Here is an 18,947-nt window from a genome sequence, read left to right as displayed (position 1 = left end):
CAGACTATGACCAATATTGCTCAAACGCTTCGCGACTGCCAAAAACAGCTCTGCGCCCCGGGTGCCCCCTATGAGATGGAAGACTGTGTGGTAAACGGGCAGCATTTCCGTCAGTTTAAGCAGGCACCATCGAGCATGCGTGAGCTGCTCGATGCCGGCCGCCAGCATGGAGACGGGGAATTTCTGGTGTATGCCGAGCCGGGCAAGCCGGAAGAGCGGCGCAGCTTCGCACAATTTTTTCAGCGGGTGGACGCACTCGCCTACCAGCTTGTCCACCACTATCAACTCAAACAGGGCCAGCGTATCGCGATCGCCATGCGCAACTATCCAGAGTGGATGGAGGCCTACACAGCTATCGCGTCACTCGGTGCTATTGTGGTGCCACTAAATAGCTGGGGCAGCGCTGAAGAATTGGAGTTTGTACTGCGCGACAGCGCCGCTGACATTGTCTTCTGCGACGCTCGCCGTCTCGAGCTGCTCACACCGATGCTGGCCGATCTGCCCTGCCGCGCCATCGTTGCACGCAGCCAAGCCAGTGAACATGCCGAAAGTATGGAAGCGCTTATCGCCGGCGCAATGGGCCAAGCCATGCCGCAGCCCTGGCAATGCCAACTGGATGATCCTGTACAAATCATGTACAGCTCTGGCACCAGTGGTAAGCCCAAGGGAGCACTTTCGAGTCATCGCAATATCATCCAGGCGATTATCAGCTTTGAGGTACAGGCAATCATGTCAGCGATGGCCAACCCGAAGGCGATCGAGGCGATGTTTGCCGGCGGCAATGCTCCCTGCTCACTGCTATCAGTGCCGCTGTTTCACGTTTCCGGCTGCTATGCCGCCTTTCTGCTGAACCTTCGCGGCGGTCGCAAAATTGTGATGACCTATAAATGGGACGCCGCCGAGGCCCTGCGTTTGATTGAGCAGGAAACCGTCACGATATTCAGCGCAGCCCCCTCGATGGTGATAGACCTGCTGCAACACCCGGACTTCGACAAACGCGACACCAGTAGCTTGTTTTCTCTCGGTGGCGGCGGCAGCGCCTGTCCACCGACGTTTAAACGTGTGATTGACGAGCGTTTTGAACAAGCCTACGTGGGCACCGGCTACGGCATGACGGAAAGCAACGCGATCTGCTCTAGCTGCACCGGCGCTGCCTACGAAGAAAAACCCGGCGCCGCCGGAACATTGTCCCCCCTGGTCGACTTTAAAACCTGCGACGAGGAAGGCCGCGACCTCCCGCCGGGGGAAAAGGGGGAAATCTGGCTGCGCTCAGTGTGCAATATCCAGTCTTACTGGCACCGTCCTGAAGCAACCGGTAGCCAGTTTAAAGATGGCTGGATGGCCACCGGCGATATCGGATTCCTAGACGAAGACGGCTTCGTTCATCTCGCAGACCGCGCCAAAGACTTGATTATTCGCGGCGGGGAAAATATCTATCCAGCGGAAATTGAGACACTGCTAAGCCGCCACCCTGCGGTTCTTGAATCCGCAGTTATCGGCTTGCCGGATGAGCGTATGGGGGAATCGGTAGCCGCCCTGGTCAGGCTGAATGACGGCGAAACGCTCACGGAAGATGCCCTGCTATCCTTTTTACGCGAGCAATTGGCCGGCTTTAAAGTGCCCTCGGCGCTGCACTTCGTAGCACAGCCCCTGCCCCGCAATGCCGCAGGCAAGCTGCTGAAAAAGCAAATTAAGGAGGAGTACGCTACACTGGCGAAGGTTTAAGTTCTCACGCCCGGCTAACGGCCGGGCCACCCTTCGGAGCGCTAATGAAATTTTTCTCCGAGCGCCGGGCGCGCAAGATTCTTGAAGACGGGGCCGACGATGCCCAGCAAGAACAGCTGGAAGCCACCCTGAAAAACCGGCGGCGCATTCTCAATAAAGTCCTCACTAACGCTTCACTGGTCCCTTACCTGGAACAAGTGAAAACCCTGTTTCAACTTGTGCAAGACTATGCTCGGGGCAATTATCGGGAAATACCCTGGTGGTCCATCGGCGCGGTCATCACAGCCCTTGGTTATATTTTAATGCCATTGGACAGCATCCCGGACTTCATTCCTGTAGCGGGCTATCTGGATGACGCCGTGGTGTTAAAACTGTGTTTAGACATGATCGCCCGGGACCTTCAGCAGTACCGTCTGAGTAAAGATGAGGCCGAGCAACAGGGCGAAATAAGCAACGAAGACACCGATTAATCGTCAGGCAGGTCACCGGCGAGAATGAAATTGAGGTCAGCGGGCGGTGGTTCGTCATTGAGCACGCTCTGGCAATAACGCACCGCCTCCCCCACGGTATCGCAGGCGACGTAGGTCATTCCCGAGTCCGCGTAGGAAAAGTCCAGCGCTTTTAAGTCAACCGAGTTGCAGCCGACATAAACCTGATCAACACAGCCTTGCAGCTGGCACCAGAGCGACAACTTCGGCTGCGCCGCGGTGACTTCCGGGGTATGAAGGTCGTAGTCGCGATAATCCACCACTCGACACCACGGCTGCTTGTCATAGCGGGCAACCACGCGCTCCAATTCTTGGAAATACGCCATGGCGCCCTCTATATTCCAGGCCCCGCGCAAGGTGGCAATAACGATATTGCCCTGAGTTTCTACGGAAAAAGAACCGTGTGCGTCGCTGCTCATCGGCATCTCCTGTGACGTTACCTCTTTATAGCAAGCCCACAGAACCTTGCCTATGCGTATTTATGCGCGGTTTCAGCCTAAATCCAGCTCATCGAGCAAGCTGATAACGTCGTCGTGATGGCGCTTGGTGTTCACTTTTTCCATCACATGTTTTAAGCGGCCATCTTTGCCAATAATAAAGGTCGTACGCAAAATGCCATCGTACTCACGGCCCATGAACTTCTTGAGGCCCCAGGCGCCGTACTTGTCCGCTATAGCGTGGTCTTCATCAGACAACAGGGTAAAGTTTAACGGCGCCTCTTCCTTCTTGGGGTTTTCTTCAAATTTCTTCAATTTCGCAACCGGGTCGGGGCTAACAGCCAGCACCACGGTGTCCCGCTTAGCAAATTCTTTCTGCGTGTCACGAATACCGCAGGCCTGCACGGTGCAACCCGGGGTCTTCGCTTTGGGGTAAAAATACAAAACAACATTTTTACTACCCTTGAAATCTTTCAAGCTGACTTTATCGCCATTTTGATCTTGCAACGTAAAGGCGGGAGCCAGATTACCGATTTTGGGGAACGCCATGATTTACTCCTCAATCATCTATCGCTGAATTGTCAGTATCGTCGTGTTGCAGATCAGCGCGATCGCTGAGTGCCGCTGGAATCTGCTTTTTAACCTTCGCGCCCAGAGCCTCCAGTCTGGCAATACGACCGACCACGTTGCCGCGCCCCTCTGTCATACGCTTAAGGGTTTTCTCATAGGCTTGTTGGCCTCTGTCCAGGTGCTTACCCAGGTCTTCCAGAGACTCGGACACCAATACAAATTGGTCGTGCAAGGCACCCGCTTCGCGAGCAATTTTCTCGGCGTTGCGGTTTTGGCGCTCGTAACGCCAGATACTCTGCACCGTGCGCAGCGTCGCCAATAAGGTTGTCGGCCCGACAACCACAATGTTTTGCTCATACGCGCTGCGAAACAGCTCCGGATCATGTTCAAAAGCCGCCATAAACGCGGCCTCCACCGGGATAAAGATAAACACGAAATCTAGGGTTCGCAGGCCCTCAATATGTTGATAGGCCTTGGTCGACAAGCCCCCGATATGCTGGCGCACCGACTGGATATGCTCTTTGAGCGCAGCGCTGCGCTCGCTGTCATCCTCGCTGCTGCAGTAGCGTTCATAAGCAATAAGAGAGACTTTGGCATCGATAATGATGTCTTTGTCGTCAGGCAAGTGGACGATCACGTCGGGCTGACGGCGGCGCCCCTGCTCATCAGTAAAACTTTGCTGGGTGTCATACTCGTGGCCCTTGCGCAGCCCGGACTCCTCCAACACCCGCTCCAGAATCACTTCGCCCCAGTTGCCCTGCGCCTTGTTGTCCCCTTTAAGCGCGCGCGTTAAGTTGTGCGCCTCGCGACTGATACTGTGGTTCATTTCCTGAAGGGTTTTTAACTGCTCGCGCAATTCACCATGCTGGCGATTTTCGATGTCGTAAATTTGGTTTACGCGCTCCTGAAAGCCTTTAAGTTGTTCGCGAAAGGGATTGAGCGACTGCTGAAGGCTCTGTTGATTACTCTCGCTAAAGCGGCGGGATTTTTCGTCAAAGATCTTGTGCGCCAACTTCTCGAACTGCGCACTCAGTTCTTCCTTGGCCTGCTTGAGCAGGCCAATTTGCTCGGCGCTGGCAGTTTGCAGGTGCTGATAGTCACTCTCTTTGCGCGCCAGCGCCGCCTGAGCGTCCGCCAGTTGCTTGCGGTACGCCTCGGCTTTTGCCAGCTCCTCTGCCTGATGGCGCACTCTATCCTGAGCAACGGCTTCAGCGCGCTGCGCCTCATTAGCCCGTTGCTCAGCGGCATTCAAGCGATGTTGTGCGGTGTCTAAACGCGCGTTAAGGTCCTCGCTCTGTGCACGTAATGCGTCCATTTGCTGGACCGTTTTTTGTCGCTCAAGCACGGCTATGCGATGCCAGATCAGCGCACCAATACCCAGCCCTAGCAGTAGCGCTACCGCGCTGCTAACAAGCAAAATTAGATCTACATTATTCATCGTATTCGGGCTGACTAGAAAGTGAATGGAGTACTATACACCGAGCGCTGAAACCCTACCCGGGTGCCGCGCAGCGGCTATTGGTCGAAGTTCCAGTTTACGTGCTTGGCCCAGAGGGGGCCGGGCTTACCCAGGCGAATGGGGTAATCGTTGCGCCGACGGTCTTCGAAATAATCTATTAAAATATCGGTAACCACCGGAAACGCCAGCTCGGACCAGGGAATGTCTTCTTCTCGGAAAAGCTTACTTTCCAGGCTTTCCGGACCGACGCCGAAATCGCCGTCGAGTTCACCGCGAAAAAATACATACACCTGATTGATATGGGGAATATCGAATAATCGATACAGGCTCTCGTCCTTCACTTTGGCGGCCGCTTCCTCACGGGTTTCCCTGAGAGCGCCCTCCAGCATCGTCTCGCCGTTTTCCATAAAACCGGCGGGAATCGTCCAGAAGCCCAACCGTGGCTCAATAGCGCGCCGGCAAAGCAGAACCTGATCGCCGATGGTGGGCAGGCAGCCCACCACCACACGGGGGTTTTGGTAATGAATAATGTCGCACTGAGTGCATGTATAACGTGGTCGGTCGTCTCCTTCCGGCACACGGAGTTCAACCGGCGCACCACACTCACTGCAAAACTTCATCTATACCGCTACTCCGCTGAGAGGCAAAGTCCTAGCGCAGTTCCTGATAGCCACCACCGTGGAAAACAAGAGGTTTACCAGTGGGACTCAGGTCCATTTCAGTAACTTTACCAACAAGAATCAAATGATCCCCGCCATCATAGCGCTGCCAGATATCACATTCAAAGCTAGTGAGTGCACCGCGCAGAACCGGCAGGCCACTTTTACCAATGCGGTAGTGATCCTTATCCAGTTGGTGAGCATCTTTCTTCGCATATTGGTTGGACAGGCCAACCTGCTCTTGGCTCAGTACGTTGACCGTAAAGCCATCGGCCGCTTCAAAGGCCGGGTAACATTCGGAGTCGTTACGCAGGCTCCACAACACCAGAGCCGGGTCCAGCGACACCGAGGCAAATGAATTAACCGTCATACCGAAAGGCTCATAGCCGCGTGGATTGGCGGTAATTACGCACACACCTGTCGCGAACTGACCGAGGGCATTGCGGAAGTTACGGGGATCGAAGCTCATAAATATCCTGTTATCTGTGATTCGCCGCCGACCTGCGTATGGGCCGGCGTGAGGAGCGCGTAGTATACCGTGGGAATGCATTCACCGATGCTGTTACAGCTCGTCCGAACGGCTGACGCCCTACCAGCGCGCGGCGGCCCTATCGTCGCTTTCCCTGGCGTCCACCCAGCGGCTCTCACCGTTGTGCAGTTGTTCTTTTTTCCAAAATGGCGCCTGGGTTTTAAGGTAGTCCATAACGAACTCACAGGCTTGAAATGCAGCGCGACGGTGCGCCGCGCTCACCGCAACCAGTACAATCTGCTCGCCGGGCAGCACGGTACCAACCCGGTGGATAACGGTGCAGCCAAGCAAGGACCAGCGCTCACTCGCCTCTACCACAATGCGCTCGATGCTGGACTCGGTCATACCGGGGTAATGCTCCAGGTGCATCGATGCCACGGTGTCGCCCTGGTTGTTATCGCGCATCACGCCTAAAAACTGCACAATTGCGCCGCTGGCGGTGCTGCGCAGTTGCGCAACTTCAGCGCCTGCATCGAAATCCTCAACCTGAACTAAAACTTTAATCACTTAACTTAACCTCCTGTAACTGGAGGAAAAAAAGCAACCTCATCACCCTTGGAAACAGGGCTTTCGTCGGCAGCAACTTGCTGATTAATCGCGCATAGCAAATTTTCCTGGGCGAACTGCTCGGCCCAACAATCATTGCGCGTGGACAGCTGTGCCTTAAGGTCGGCTACGGTGCCGGCGTAGTCAATATCCAAGTCAGAGGTGCCCAAGGTTTCACGCAGCTTGGCAAAGAACAAGACCTTAATCATGGTCATGCTCCTCCGCCGACCACTCGCCGGAACGCCCGCCTCGCTTGCTGAGAAGGCGGATGCCCTCAATGCACATGCCTTTATCGACAGCCTTACACATGTCGTAGATCGTCAATGCGGCCACAGATACGGCCGTAAGGGCTTCCATCTCGACGCCGGTTTGCGCAGCTAATTTACACCGCGCACGAATGTGCACGCACTGCCCTGCACTGTCGATGTCAAAATCGACCTTGACTGAAGACAGCATCAGCGGATGGCACAAGGGGATCAAATCGCTGCATTTTTTTGCCGCTTGAATGCCCGCCAACCTGGCTACACCGAGCACATCACCCTTTTTATGATTGCCAGCGGCAACCATAGCCAGCGTTTCTGCTTGCATCACCACACGGCCTGTCGCCTCGGCTTCCCTGGCCGTTACCGCTTTATCGGTCACGTCGACCATGCTCGCCTGGCCCTGTGCATCAAAATGCGTGAACTGTTTTTCTTCCACGTGATCACCCATAGCGACTGTCAGCAACGAAAGGATTGGTCTGGCGTTCCTCGCCGAATGTCGAGGTCGGGCCATGGCCGGGGATAAAGGTGACATCATCCCCTAGCGGCCAGAGTTTTTCTCGGATGGACGTAATCAAGGTATCGTAATCACCACGCGGGAAGTCGGTGCGACCGATCGAGCCTTGAAATAACACATCACCGACAATCGCCAGCTTGCTCGGCTCATGAAAAAACACCACATGCCCCGGGGTGTGCCCAGGGCAATGACTGACCGCCAGCTGCTGGTTCCCGAAACTAACAGACTCACCGTCATCCAGCCAGCGGTCCGGCGTGAAAGCCTCCGCATGGGGAAAGCCGGACATCTGGCACCATTCAGGCAATTTGTCGATCCAGAATGCATCGTCCTTATGCGGCCCGATGATCTGCACCCCGTATTTCTGGCGCAAGGTATCTGCCGCCGCGCAATGATCCATATGGCCATGGGTCAGCAAAATCACTGACAGTTTGCCGCCCAACTGCTCCAACGCTGCCTCGATGCGGTCAATATCGCCGCCTGGATCAACCACCGCGGCTTGCCCCGTTTCTTCACAGAGCAGCACCGAGCAATTTTGCTGATATGCCGTTACCGGCACCATCGCACACTTCATTTTTTCTTCCACTCGTTATTCCACATCTGGCGACAATGATAAGCAGTCGACTGGCAACTTCATAGCGCAAGCGGCGATAAATCGATACTGGCACGCTGTTTGCTGTTGTTTGGAGACTGTTACTGAGAAACCACAAACGTCGCAAACACTAGCTTAGCTAGCCATTTACACAGGGAGGTGAGCAGTTCGCCAGGAGGCGATACATTATTAGAGGTAATTTCACTATGCAGCGTGCATTCGCATACACCCTAGCCCCTATCGTCCTCGCACTTGCTGCGTGCGGCGGCTCGTCCAGCTCATCAAGTACCAGCGCGCCGCCCGCGCCGCCTACCACTCCAGGTGGGGAATTTGTGCTGGAAGAAGCCACCACGGCGGACGTCCACGCGGCGCTTCGCGGCGATCTCAGTCTTGCCGATGGTCAGCGACTCACCTGCGAAGCCCTCGTTAATATGTATATCCAGCGAATCTTCGCCTATAACGACAACCCCCAACCAAACGGCGGGCTGCCTATTCGCGGCGTGCTTGCTGTTAACCCCGACAGTATCGACCAGGCCAAGGCGCTGGATGCCCTCTATGCGCGTGACGGTGGCATCGGCGATCGCCCGCTGCACTGCATGCCCGTTTTATTGAAAGACAACTACGACACCTACGATTACCCAAGCACACAGGGCTCCTACAGTATGCTCGGCCATCAGGCCGGGGTAGATGCCCACTCGGTTGCGGGCTTGCGACAAGCCGGGGCCGTCATTCTCGGCAAGGCCAATCAAGACGAATTCGCCTTTTTTACTACTGGCTTTTCCAATCGCGCCATCCAGGTAAGCAACCCCTATAACACCGCAGAAAGCCCCGCCGGTTCATCCTCAGGTACAGGCGCGTCTATCGCCGCCAACTTTGCCCTAGGCGGCACCGGTAGTGACACCTGCCAGTCAATTCGCCACCCCTCCTCAGTTAACGGCTTAGTGGGCATCCGCCCCAGTTTAGGTGTTATCTCTCAGCACGGAATCTTCCCCCTCAGCCACGAGCGCGACACCGGCGGGCCGATGACAAGAACGGTGCGCGACGCAGCGTTAATGCTCGATGCAATGGCGGGCGTTGATCCCCGCGACCCGAAAACCCTTCTCTACCCTGCCGAATTGCGGCCCGAAAGCTATATGAGCTTTCTGGACCGGGAAAAATATGGTCTGAAGGGAAGAAAAATTGGCGTGGTAAAACAGCTGGGCAGCAACAACGATGCGGCAGGTACCGGCGCCCAGGGCGAACTGATTAGCGCCGCTGTTGAAAAAATGCGCGAATTGGGCGCAGAGGTCTATGACATCTACCTCCCCGATTTTGAAAGCCGCGGCGCGGGTTCACGGCACTATGATATGAACCAGTACTTCCTCACCTTCGAGGAAGAAGGCGGAGACAGCCCCAGAGCCTGCGTAAGCAGCCTGGCGATTGCCACCAACGGCTCCGACTCCATCGCCCATGAGCGCGAGGCCTGCAGTGGCCTGGACGGCATACTTGAAACGGGCAGAGTGGGACCGCGCACGGCCGCGCTATTCGCGCTTGTTGCCGCAGACGACCCAAATCTTGCGCCTAGCGAAGCCCAGCTCAACGGTCTGATTGAAATGCGTGACTACACCACCTCACTTATGGACGCCTTGGTCGATGAGTCAGGCGAACCGGTACTGGACGAAAATGGTGCACAGGTACGCTTGGATGCGCTGATTTTGAGCCCGGGGCCGACCGGCGGCAGAACCTGCGATTTCGGTTCGACCACTCAAATGGGCTCAATCGTCGTGCCTGTCGGCTTTGACGACAGCGTTGGTGTGCCGCGCGGCATGGAGATATTCGTTCGTCAGTATGACGAGGGAACCGGACTTGCCATCGCTTACGACTACGAACAGGCAACTCTGCACCGTCAGCCCCCCAGTATTTCGCCCTCTCCCCTGACGGCGGACCAGAGCATTGGAGACTTCAATGCACGCATGCAGCAGGCCTTATCAGAGGCAATGACCGAAGCCCCTGAGAACCTGCCCGTTGAGCATTACATTGAAGTTCTGGGAAATATTGGCGGCTAACACCGCCAGCAGAAAATCTTACTTATAAAACACCCGTCCCCGGTACACATGCTTTTTAGCGCCGGGGGCCGGGTTTTGCTGCTCATCAGTAGAGGGGATCTTATGCCCCCGGTAGGTAATCTCGGTAATAGCCTCCAGCGATTTTTTCTCCGCCGACTCTCGACCAGCGAGGCTGAGTAGCTCGCCGATGGTGTTTTTCGAGATAGGGTCGCGGGTGCGGGGCGCCAACGCCGACAAAATATCTAGCAATTCCGGATCGGCCAAACGAATACGAATGCCAAACTCGGCATACAATCTGGAGCGCAGCTTCTGAAGGCGCGACACCATCTCCGGGGTATACAACATTGGATATCCTTAGCCGCACAAGGCGTAGCGTGAATAAGCAGCAACGTCGACGCAAGAAATGTTCCACTCTGAGTGCAGCAGCAGGCGTCAATGTAAATTCACAATTGCCAAGGCGTAGAAAATCCCTTAGAGTGTCGGCCCTCAAAACACAGCCTCGGCTGTACCTGTTTTGGTGAGGTGTCTGAGTGGTCGAAAGAGCACGCCTGGAAAGTGTGTGTACGGCAACGTACCGAGGGTTCGAATCCCTCCCTCACCGCCATAAATAAAAAAACCCGGCCTTGAGCCGGGTTTTTTATTTATCCCGTGGGGGTCGGTGAGAACCCTCGCCAGGGTTCTATAAAACGCAACGCGTTTTAGACGCCGAAGCAACGCGAAGGCGCCCCGAAGAGATAAGCAAATAGCCATTTATCGTGTAGTAAGGGCTAGGCCGCTCAACCTGCGGATCCAACCCTTTCTCTAAGTCTGCTCAAGACTTTGGCACTGGCTCCAATTTGCGACGGAAGCTGCCCGAGATCCGCACGATATTGTCGCCATCGGGCATGATTTGCTCACCGTCGATAATCAGCGCTGTGGCCTTATAGGTGCCGGTCACATAACCATTGTCATCGGTAAGAATTTCTACCTGACAGGCTGCACCATCCAGCGTCAGCTCTGCCTTGGCGTCACGATCATACTGCGTAGTCTGGTACAGCGCGCCAATCGCCTGCAGATTCACCTGCACCGCGCGATTGTCGGCACTGTTTACATCGGCGCAGTTATACACACCCACTGCACGCGGCATATTGATCACATCCAACTTGAGGCCTTTGCGGCGATCCAGGGTGCGATAACCGTACTGACTGTAAGAACTCTCATAGCTGTAAAGCTGATCGAAGGGGTCATAGATAAATTTGAAACGATCGCCCGTCTGCCAATGGCCGCTGCCGTCTTCAACACGCATGGTCATGCCGACTTCGTCGGGCGCCAGTTCGCCTTCGTCACCGCTGTCATTATCAGGGCGCGTCAGCACAACGGCATAGTTACGGAATTTGCCACTGATTTCCAAACGGCGATCGTCACCCTCCAATAAGTTTTCCTGGGCAAACAACGTCGCGGTGTAGCTAGCGTCATAGAATTTGCCACCACGCGACACGGTTACGATTTCACACTCACCACCGGCATCATCTGAGGTATAGCGTTGCTCCAGCAAATAGGTACCGACTTTTACCCACATGTGCATAGCGCCAGCACGATTTCGGTACTCGGTGCCACAGTGGTAGGTTGCATCCCCAGCAAAGCCACCCTGTGGCTGGGTGCCCGCATGCAGGCTAATGATATCGGAGGCATTGCCGGTAAACGGAGGCGTGCCGTCATCAGGGCTGGTACCACCGAGACCAACAGGGTTATCCAACAGGAAGTGCTGATCTGAACCCAGTTCATAACTTGGATTATCGGCCAGTTCGATACTGCCAAAATAGTCCCGAGGCAAGTCACCCTCAAGTGTTCCTGGTACACCCTCGTGGTCATATACGCGGAACGGCACATTTTCAAGCTGAATAGCGTAGTCGTCCTTCTCCAGTGTGGCCGCAAGAATAACGCCTTGAATACCCCCCAACTCGCTGACGTAGTCAGTGCGTAGCCTACAGTCGCTGGCCGTGTAATCGCCGCGATTAGCTGGCGCTCCGGTAACGGCATTCATTGACAGCACCATCTGTAGCTGATCGTCGCAGATTTGCTCGCCCAGAACATGAGGAATATTCAGATACATGGCCGCAGGCACTACGCCTTCGTACTCCGTGGTATCGATGTTGTTACGGGTATCGACATTAAACCGCAGCTGCCGAACACCACCCAACGTGGTATACACGCTGGCATAATCCAACAAATAGCGATAATTACTGCCTGCAAACTTCAAGTAAGCGCCGTTCTTACCATTCAGAGAATCGTAAACCGGATTGTCGAGTTCGCCCGCGACACCACCGCCGCCGGTCTCGCCGCCGGTTTCACCGCCGCCGCTATTTTCGATCGTCGCCTTAAAGTAGCCATTGCTCACTACGCGACGAGGCTCCTCGCCCAAGAAATTCCCGGAGAAGTAACCCTCGTAGACAGGGCCGGCCTGCACCACCTTAATCACGCAGTCGCCATTGTTCGAAGCCAGTCCTGACTGATCGAGATCATCGGCATTGATGTACTGCAGTACCGTGTCGTGGCCGTTATCGTCGCAGGAATAGGTGCCTATTGTTGCCGGCACGTGCACTCGCCACTTCTCGCGTCGCTCACTATCCAGCCCCTCGAGATAAACCAGCCCATTGCCGTTGTTGCTGGTTAGGATGTCGACAACATCAGTGAAGGTATAAGTCACACCATCGATATCGCCAGTGAAACCATCGCCAGTGAAGCGGCCTTTGCCTTGATTATCGACTTCCGGGTCGGTTTGGCCGCCGGTTTCCCCGCCAGTCTCACCACCGGTTTCTCCACCAGACTCGCCTCCGGTCTCTCCTCCGGTCTCTCCTCCGGTCTCTCCTCCGGTCTCTCCTCCGGTCTCTCCTCCGGTCTCTCCTCCGGTATCTCCGCCAGTCTCTCCTCCGGTATCTCCGCCAGTCTCTCCTCCGGTTTCTCCACCAGTCTCTCCTCCGGTTTCTCCGCCAGTCTCACCTCCGGTTTCTCCCCCAGTCTCACCTCCGGCTTCTCCACCCGACGCGTTGTCACCTATTGTGTTTGAATCGGGAATGAGGACTACTGTGTTTGTCTGTAGAGCAGTGTTGGCTAACAGCGCAGCCTGTGAATTGATCGCTGCAGACAAGTCCGCCACAAAATCAGTATAGGGAACGGCCACTGAAGAACCGTCCGAGACACCATCCAGGGCGCTGTCTTTACCATCGGCAATCAGCGCATTCATGGTGCTCACAGCAGGTAATCCTTCGCCAGAAGACATTTCCGCGAGAGCGGCCAGTAGCAGAGCGTAACGCCCTGCCTCGGTATCATCCAGGCTGTTGGCTTCCGTCGCACCAGACACGAGGCTCGGCACACTGAGAATACTAATTAAACTTGGCGCGATCGCAGTGCGAACCTCATCGTTAATCGCAGTCACAATATCGCTTGTCAGCGGAGAGCTGCCACGGGCCATAGCGATCTCATATGCGAGGTGGGTCAGTGGTGTTACCGCCAGGGCACGATTAGGAGCAATAGCCATCGCGCGCATACTCTGACCCGAAGGAAAAGCCAATGTTGCCCTGGCAGATTCGTCGTAATAGCTAGCACCACCGCCACCGAGCACTTCTACGACTACCGGCCCTTGGTAACGACCGTAGTCCACGCTAACACTGCCGTCAGCAGCCGTTGTTCCGGTACCGATAAGCGTGACGCCATCTGCCTCATAAATGTTAACCAGAGCACTGGACACCAAACCTAGAGACGGCGACACCGCTATCGACTCTGACTCACCGCCCTGAGGATATTTATGATCTTCATTACAAGCTGCCACCGTGACGACCAACGCCAGCACGGGAAGGTGCTTCCAAGCTAGAAATTTCATAACGCTCTCCGACTATACGATCATCTAGTTCCGTCGCTGGGATAACAACTGCGCGAAACCTCTGAATAATTTTGCAAGCAGTATTCGCAGGACAAGCCCCTCCAACAACCCCGTATTCAGGGGTGCTGTGTCTAATCAGCGCGAGCTGTGGGTGGCCTTAGTACATTCAAACCGGACTTAATATTTTCCGCCGTAGCATGATTTAACTTGTGGGGATCACTCGTAGAGAAAGGCTTATATTCACCGGGATATGTTGATAATGCGGTAGCTAATGTAAAGGTAAATTGCACGAGAAAGGCTGACTATGCGGATGCAGTTGCGACAAAGCAGTGGGTGTAACAGGAGCAATGGCTGCGTATTCGTTTAACTTGACGCTATACCCCCTGCGCAGGTTTAGCATGATGCTCCACTTCAATACATTGAAACGGATATCTCTTCGCTTACTCACAACGCCGCGCTGCTAAGAGTCAGCCATTTGAAGTTGATTCAGTTGGAGGATACCGTGCTGAATCGCAACCAGTGTCGCCATCGCCCGGTTTCTAACGCCGAGGTTTCGGTAAATGTCTTTCACGTATCCGTCTACCGTGCACATGCTGATGGATAAGATATTGGCAAATATCTTATTGCTCTTACCCATCGCGAGTTCGTGGAGTACCTGGCATTCGAGTGGCGTGGCCGTCAGTCCGACTAGAGCTATCGAAGTAGTCGGAGATGGCCCGGTACTTATTGATACACGTTGTGTGGGCTTCGTCGATAATTACCAGGTCGAAACGACCAATCCCAAAGCGTCGTTTACCGTCGGTCTTGATTTCAATTAAGCCCATCATAATGGGGTAGATACTAAAATAGACCGCACCCTTGGTGCCTTTCTCAGATACAAGGCTCACCGGGCTAGAATCCGACAGGTGTCCTTTGGACGCATTGACGGCCTACCATGCTTGTTGTCGCAACCCAATGCTTGCAAGCCGAGCATTTAATCGGTGAAACAGATTTCCTTGCCGTTGCCCTGGTCGTAGCAATCGCGGCGATTGGAGCTTGGCGCTGACGGCAACTGGTTTTGCGAGTTGTTGATCATTGTTCTATATGCAGCATCTGCAGCCTGTTTGCGGGCTTGGTCTTTGGCTGCCTGTTTATCGCGTTCCTGCCTGGCATAGAATTCACGCTGCGCCCGGCCCGCCTCATAAGCCTCTCTGGCTAGTTTCTGGCCCCGAATACTATCGAGATATTGCTGACGTTGAGCTGCTGCGATTTTTCGTGCTTTTTCGGCAGCTTCTCGACCCGCTGCGTCGTTTTCCAGCGCGTATTCATAGGCGATGGCAGGAACATATCCACACCCTCGCGCATTGCGATGCTCGATTTGCGAGCGCCCCCAATGCATCAAGGCTTTATCTTTTGCTAGGTAGTGCGTCATTTTCGGCATTGCCGCTGCCGCGTTGCAGAAGTCGGCCGAGAATTCACCGCGAATCAGTCCAATCTCCTCGAAATTGAGCTCTGCGCTGCGCTCACCAAAGCAATCGCCGTAAATCTTTGTCACCATGATCATCGCTTCACGCGGCGGATACTCGGATATTCTGTCGAGAGGAAGCGGCTTGTGCTTTTCCAGCGCTTTTTCCACCTTTTTATCGGGCACAATGCCCCAGCGGTTTGGTTCGCCTTTCTTTAATTTATTGGAGTGATCTTGAGCCCATTTTCCAAATACCTGTGCTGCGAAGTCGCGTCGCATGTAGGAGGCCGCCGTTTGTATCCCCTCTTTGCCCTTCAGGGCCCAAAACGCAACAACACCAAAAGACTTGTCAACGGCGACGAAAGCACGGGGATTCTCGAGCTGCTCTGAGCTTAAATTACATGCGGGCGGAGGCTGACTGTCCGAGTCCAATTGCGCCACGGCAGAGGAAGAAAAAGACAAAATGGCAACGGTGGCCACTATTGATTTAACTATTGCGGCCGTAAACGCCCGGTCCGCCTTCGTATGCTTGGGCATTAGGTTCCCTCTAAAAATGTTGCAGCGCTGGGTTGTCTTTACTGAGTTGCAGCGTTGTTCTGAGAAAAGTCTGCCATATCAAGATGGTTCAAATTAAGAATGCCGTGCTGGACGGCGACGAGTGTCGCCATCGCGCGATTTTTAATCCCGAGTTTTCGATAAATGTCTTTCACGTATCCGTCTACCGTGTACATGCTGATAGATAAGATATTTGCAATCATCTTGTTGCTCTTACCTAGTGCAAGTTCCTGGAGCACCTGGCGCTCACGGGGCGTGAGAGGCAGCGGCTTTACGTCGGAATACAGCATACTAGCGTTGTCGAGGGGCATGTTGGCGATCACTTTTCCGTTGCGATTGCCGAGTATCTTCCCCTGTGAATACGGGGCTGACAAATGAATAATTCAGCGCCGTCAGGTTAGATTATCTTATCCGACCATTCTTTAGCGATGATGCCAGACACCCACTGCTGGAAGTCCTGAATGACGCCATCGCCCCGATAGTTGTTGCTATAGGTTAAAAAACATTCCCCGTGCCGCGTCACCTTTTCTGACATTGGCAGTACTAGCTCATCATCACTACGCATGAATTGGTAGGATGTTGGCAGGTAGCCCATTGCAACGCCGATATTGCTCTTGACGGCCTCGATACTCGCCTGAACCGTGCTGACTACAAGCTCATTCGCAATATCCGGGAGCAGGCCCCACTGCGTTTGCCATCGTGGCCATTGATAACTGTCGTTGGCGATTTTGATGATCCGGCAACCCGTGAAGTCGCCTTCTGCCAAGCCGGGGTGCTCAGCGAGATAGCGACGGGTGCAGATAGGCGTGAGTGAGATTTCTACCAGGGGATGATAGGTAAGCTCTGGCTCATTACCGCATTCGTGACGGATTGCGACGGTGGTTTCCGAGTTTTCTAGATCAACACGAGAAGTATCGGAATCGATCTGAATCGTCAGATCTGGATATTTGGTTTGGAATTCGTGGATATTGGGAAAAAGTAATAGCGTTGCGATATTTGGCAAAGTATTGATAACAAAGCGCCGCTTTTTTTGCTCTTTGCGCACCGCCAGTGTAGCGGTATCAATCAAGTCTAAACCGCGTTTAACATGCAAATAATAGCGTTTGCCCTCCGCTGTCAAAGAGATTTTACGATTCTCTCGTTGAAACAAAGTGACACCAAGATTTTCCTCTAGCGCCTTAATCTGGTGGCTAACAGCCGGGGGAGACACAAACAGTTCATTTGCCGCGTCTTTAAAGCTTAATCGACGCGCGGCGACTTCGAAAACACGAATCAAGTTAAGTGAGGGCAGGTGCGGCGTGGGCATACGATACGACTCAACGATACTGCAGGCTAATCGATACAAACATTGCAGGGCAGCGACAAGAATATCTCAATGTTAGACGCGAGATCATCCTATATTACGGATGGCCTGAAAACCCCTCATTCCTGTGCCATTCGAAATCCAAACCGCCCAAACTATCATTTCCGCCGTTAGCGCGGCGAAGTGGGTGAAGCCAAATACAACCGTGTAACCACCTAGTCATATCAGCAAACAGGTGTGAGCCACTCAAGAACAAACCGAATGTATAATCGCCACATGTCATCAACACGAAGCCACACACCTAAGGCAAAGCAGAGCCGATGAGTACTGCCTGCACACCATTTCGGCATCAGCATGATCAACCGTACTCAACCGCGGACCACAAACAATTGTGTGCTGTGAATCTGGGCGGTATTATCCCGCCCCGGTTAACCGCCGCTTGTCACGCTCTCTACATCTTTACACAGAGTCTTTACCGCCATGGAAAAAATGTTTGAAAAACTCATGTATTCATCCCGCTGGATCATGGCGCCGATCTATCTCGGCCTCAGCCTGGTCTTGCTTGCTCTTGGCATCAAATTTTTCCAGGAAATTTTCCATGTGTTTCCGCATATTCTCTCGATGAAGGAAGCAGATTTAATTCTCGTCACCCTGTCGTTAATCGACATCGCCCTGGTGGGTGGCCTGATTGTGATGGTGATGTTTTCCGGTTACGAAAATTTTGTTTCCCAGCTGGATGTCGATGATGACGCCGATAAGCTTGGCTGGCTCGGCAAGTTGGATGCGGGCTCACTTAAGAACAAGGTCGCGGCTTCTATCGTGGCAATTTCGTCTATTCATCTGCTTAAGGTATTCATGAACGCCAAGCAGATCGATAACGATAAAATTATGTGGTATTTATTGCTGCACATCACCTTTGTGGTGTCTGCTTTTGCGATGGGCTATTTGGACAAAATCACCCGCAGCGGCAAGTAAGGCAATGCGCTGGTCTGCATGATCAGCGCATTACTGCATGCTATGGCGCACTATGCGGCGCCCTCTTCCACCTCTTCGCCACCAAAAGCAGCAATGACTGCCGGGATAAATTTCGCAAATTCGCCCGCCATAATGCTGAAGTCTGCATCGAATTGCTCGGCCATGGTATCGGCATTGATGTCGTCGGCGCGCTCACGGATCAAGTCACCAAACGCAATACGCTTTATACTCAGCTGATCATCAACCACGAAATCGATCCCGCCGGTCCATGTCATGGCCAACTTGCTGACAAACATACCAGACTGCAAATGGCTTTGAATTTGCTCCGAGGACAAGTCTTGGTTTTTGGCGCGAATGACGGCCGTTTCATCAGCGCGATCACGCAATTCACACTCTCCGCCTAATTCAAAACCGGTTGGCGCTGCGCCGGCAACCCATTCGGTCAGACAATGCTGAGCAGTGTTCTTAGCTTTCAAAGGAATGACGGGCAAACTGCCAAGGGTCTCGCGCAACAGGGTGAGAAGCTCCTCGGCCTTTTTGTGGGAGGCGCTGTCGACAAACAGCAAACCCGCTTCAATGTCGATATAGGCGTACAGCTTTCTGGATCGCGAAAAAGCGCGCGGCAGCAGGTCGAAAACAATCTCTTCCTTCATATCCGTTCGCTCTTTTCGGCCCGGCTTGCGGCCATCAGCTTCTTGAATTTCGCGAATTTTTTCATCGAGCACTTCGTTAACCACGGCGGCGGGCAAGACTTTTTCCTGCTGTTTAACACACAACATGACGCAGCCGTTTGCCGCGTGCAGATACTCGCTGCCGGCGTCGCCTAAGGGCTTGCTCCACCCATAGCTCGACTGCTCCTGGCTTGAACAGGGGTGGAATGCCGCGGCACTGAGCTTTTCATTAAGTTCTTCCAGGCTGGTGCTAAAGGGACGGGTAAAACGGTAGACGAGCAGATTTTTAAACCACATAAAATCGATAATTCCAGTA

The 18,947-nt window shown here is 54.0% G+C and carries 21 protein-coding genes and 1 tRNA gene; 5 read left to right on the top strand and 17 right to left on the bottom strand.

What is annotated here, in order from left to right:
• Nucleotides 1–6: 6 nt before the first annotated feature.
• Nucleotides 7–1,725 (top strand): class I adenylate-forming enzyme family protein, encoded by a 1,719-nt coding sequence (locus B3K78_RS02610; protein WP_286694204.1) that lies wholly within the window; start codon nt 7–9, stop codon nt 1,723–1,725.
• Between the two features lie 44 nt (nt 1,726–1,769).
• Nucleotides 1,770–2,195: a YkvA family protein gene (locus tag B3K78_RS02605; RefSeq protein ID WP_286694203.1), complete on the top strand. Its 426-nt coding sequence runs from the start codon at nt 1,770–1,772 to the stop codon at nt 2,193–2,195.
• Here the strand turns inward: B3K78_RS02605 and B3K78_RS02600 are convergent.
• The 9 genes from B3K78_RS02600 to B3K78_RS02560 all read right to left on the bottom strand — a co-directional run bounded on the left by B3K78_RS02600 (nt 2,192) and on the right by B3K78_RS02560 (nt 7,761).
• On the bottom strand, nt 2,192–2,632 hold the full coding sequence (locus B3K78_RS02600) for a hypothetical protein (RefSeq protein WP_286694202.1): 441 nt from the start codon (nt 2,630–2,632) through the stop codon (nt 2,192–2,194). The two genes, B3K78_RS02605 and B3K78_RS02600, sit on opposite strands and share 4 nt — an antisense overlap.
• A 72-nt stretch (nt 2,633–2,704) precedes the next feature.
• The gene (gene bcp / locus B3K78_RS02595) at nt 2,705–3,199 is read right to left on the bottom strand and encodes a thioredoxin-dependent thiol peroxidase (RefSeq protein ID WP_204995415.1); all 495 of its coding nucleotides are present in this window, start codon (nt 3,197–3,199) and stop codon (nt 2,705–2,707) included.
• Nucleotides 3,200–3,209: 10 nt separating this feature from the next.
• Complete coding sequence (locus tag B3K78_RS02590; protein WP_286694201.1) at nt 3,210–4,658, bottom strand: DNA recombination protein RmuC; 1,449 nt, start codon at nt 4,656–4,658, stop codon at nt 3,210–3,212.
• A 77-nt stretch (nt 4,659–4,735) separates the two neighbouring features.
• Nucleotides 4,736–5,299, bottom strand: a complete 564-nt coding sequence (locus B3K78_RS02585; RefSeq protein ID WP_027872541.1) for an NUDIX hydrolase — start codon at nt 5,297–5,299, stop codon at nt 4,736–4,738.
• A gap of 31 nt (nt 5,300–5,330) precedes the next feature.
• Nucleotides 5,331–5,807, bottom strand: coding sequence for a flavin reductase family protein (locus B3K78_RS02580; protein ID WP_027872542.1), 477 nt, complete (start codon nt 5,805–5,807; stop codon nt 5,331–5,333).
• 120 nt (nt 5,808–5,927) lie between these two features.
• Entirely contained in the window at nt 5,928–6,371 is a 444-nt protein-coding gene (gene moaE, locus B3K78_RS02575; RefSeq protein WP_414711279.1) for a molybdopterin synthase catalytic subunit MoaE, read from the bottom strand.
• Between the two features lie 8 nt (nt 6,372–6,379).
• On the bottom strand, nt 6,380–6,622 hold the full coding sequence (gene moaD / locus B3K78_RS02570; protein ID WP_286694199.1) for a molybdopterin converting factor subunit 1: 243 nt from the start codon (nt 6,620–6,622) through the stop codon (nt 6,380–6,382).
• A complete protein-coding gene (moaC, locus tag B3K78_RS02565) occupies nt 6,615–7,112 on the bottom strand; it encodes a cyclic pyranopterin monophosphate synthase MoaC (protein WP_286694198.1) in 498 nt (165 codons plus the stop codon). Before moaC ends, moaD begins: the two co-directional genes overlap by 8 nt.
• A 4-nt stretch (nt 7,113–7,116) precedes the next feature.
• On the bottom strand, nt 7,117–7,761 hold the full coding sequence (locus tag B3K78_RS02560) for an MBL fold metallo-hydrolase (RefSeq protein WP_204995728.1): 645 nt from the start codon (nt 7,759–7,761) through the stop codon (nt 7,117–7,119).
• Between the two features lie 224 nt (nt 7,762–7,985).
• Here B3K78_RS02560 and B3K78_RS02555 point away from each other — a divergent pair, with 224 nt between their 5' ends.
• Nucleotides 7,986–9,824 carry an amidase family protein gene (locus B3K78_RS02555; RefSeq protein WP_286694197.1) on the top strand — a complete coding sequence of 613 codons (1,839 nt, stop codon included), beginning with the start codon at nt 7,986–7,988 and terminating at the stop codon, nt 9,822–9,824.
• A gap of 18 nt (nt 9,825–9,842) precedes the next feature.
• On the opposite strand, the gene B3K78_RS02550 is transcribed toward B3K78_RS02555, so the two are convergent.
• Complete coding sequence (locus B3K78_RS02550; protein WP_027872548.1) at nt 9,843–10,169, bottom strand: hypothetical protein; 327 nt, start codon at nt 10,167–10,169, stop codon at nt 9,843–9,845.
• 171 nt (nt 10,170–10,340) lie between these two features.
• On the opposite strand from B3K78_RS02550, the gene B3K78_RS02545 reads away from it, so the two are divergent.
• A tRNA-Ser gene (locus tag B3K78_RS02545) sits at nt 10,341–10,428 on the top strand.
• Nucleotides 10,429–10,635: 207 nt separating this feature from the next.
• Here B3K78_RS02545 and B3K78_RS02540 read toward each other — a convergent pair.
• From B3K78_RS02540 to B3K78_RS02520, 6 genes are all read right to left on the bottom strand, one after another.
• The gene (locus B3K78_RS02540; protein WP_286694196.1) at nt 10,636–13,683 is read right to left on the bottom strand and encodes a hypothetical protein; all 3,048 of its coding nucleotides are present in this window, start codon (nt 13,681–13,683) and stop codon (nt 10,636–10,638) included.
• Between the two features lie 460 nt (nt 13,684–14,143).
• A complete protein-coding gene (locus B3K78_RS02535; RefSeq protein ID WP_286694236.1) occupies nt 14,144–14,365 on the bottom strand; it encodes a LuxR C-terminal-related transcriptional regulator in 222 nt (73 codons plus the stop codon).
• A complete protein-coding gene (locus B3K78_RS16855; protein WP_414711276.1) occupies nt 14,313–14,570 on the bottom strand; it encodes a DEAD/DEAH box helicase family protein in 258 nt (85 codons plus the stop codon). The genes B3K78_RS02535 and B3K78_RS16855 overlap by 53 nt, the downstream gene beginning before the upstream one ends.
• Before the next feature lie 86 nt (nt 14,571–14,656).
• On the bottom strand, nt 14,657–15,607 hold the full coding sequence (locus tag B3K78_RS02530; RefSeq protein ID WP_286694195.1) for a hypothetical protein: 951 nt from the start codon (nt 15,605–15,607) through the stop codon (nt 14,657–14,659).
• 95 nt (nt 15,608–15,702) lie between these two features.
• Nucleotides 15,703–15,972 carry a response regulator transcription factor gene (locus tag B3K78_RS02525; protein ID WP_286694235.1) on the bottom strand — a complete coding sequence of 90 codons (270 nt, stop codon included), beginning with the start codon at nt 15,970–15,972 and terminating at the stop codon, nt 15,703–15,705.
• A 107-nt stretch (nt 15,973–16,079) separates the two neighbouring features.
• Nucleotides 16,080–16,988 carry a LysR family transcriptional regulator gene (locus B3K78_RS02520; protein WP_286694194.1) on the bottom strand — a complete coding sequence of 303 codons (909 nt, stop codon included), beginning with the start codon at nt 16,986–16,988 and terminating at the stop codon, nt 16,080–16,082.
• A 477-nt stretch (nt 16,989–17,465) separates the two neighbouring features.
• Between B3K78_RS02520 and B3K78_RS02515 the strand changes: the two genes are divergently transcribed.
• Nucleotides 17,466–17,960: a TIGR00645 family protein gene (locus B3K78_RS02515; protein ID WP_027872556.1), complete on the top strand. Its 495-nt coding sequence runs from the start codon at nt 17,466–17,468 to the stop codon at nt 17,958–17,960.
• 50 nt (nt 17,961–18,010) lie between these two features.
• On the opposite strand, the gene rdgC is transcribed toward B3K78_RS02515, so the two are convergent.
• The gene (gene rdgC / locus B3K78_RS02510) at nt 18,011–18,928 is read right to left on the bottom strand and encodes a recombination-associated protein RdgC (protein WP_027872557.1); all 918 of its coding nucleotides are present in this window, start codon (nt 18,926–18,928) and stop codon (nt 18,011–18,013) included.
• Nucleotides 18,929–18,947 lie beyond the last annotated feature (19 nt).

The sequence above is a fragment of the Spongiibacter sp. UBA1325 genome (genome assembly GCF_002306875.1).
Lineage (GTDB): Bacteria > Pseudomonadota > Gammaproteobacteria > Pseudomonadales > Spongiibacteraceae > Spongiibacter > Spongiibacter marinus.
The sequence above is the reverse complement of the archived record's forward strand: the minus strand, read 5'-3'. Positions and strand labels throughout refer to the sequence as shown.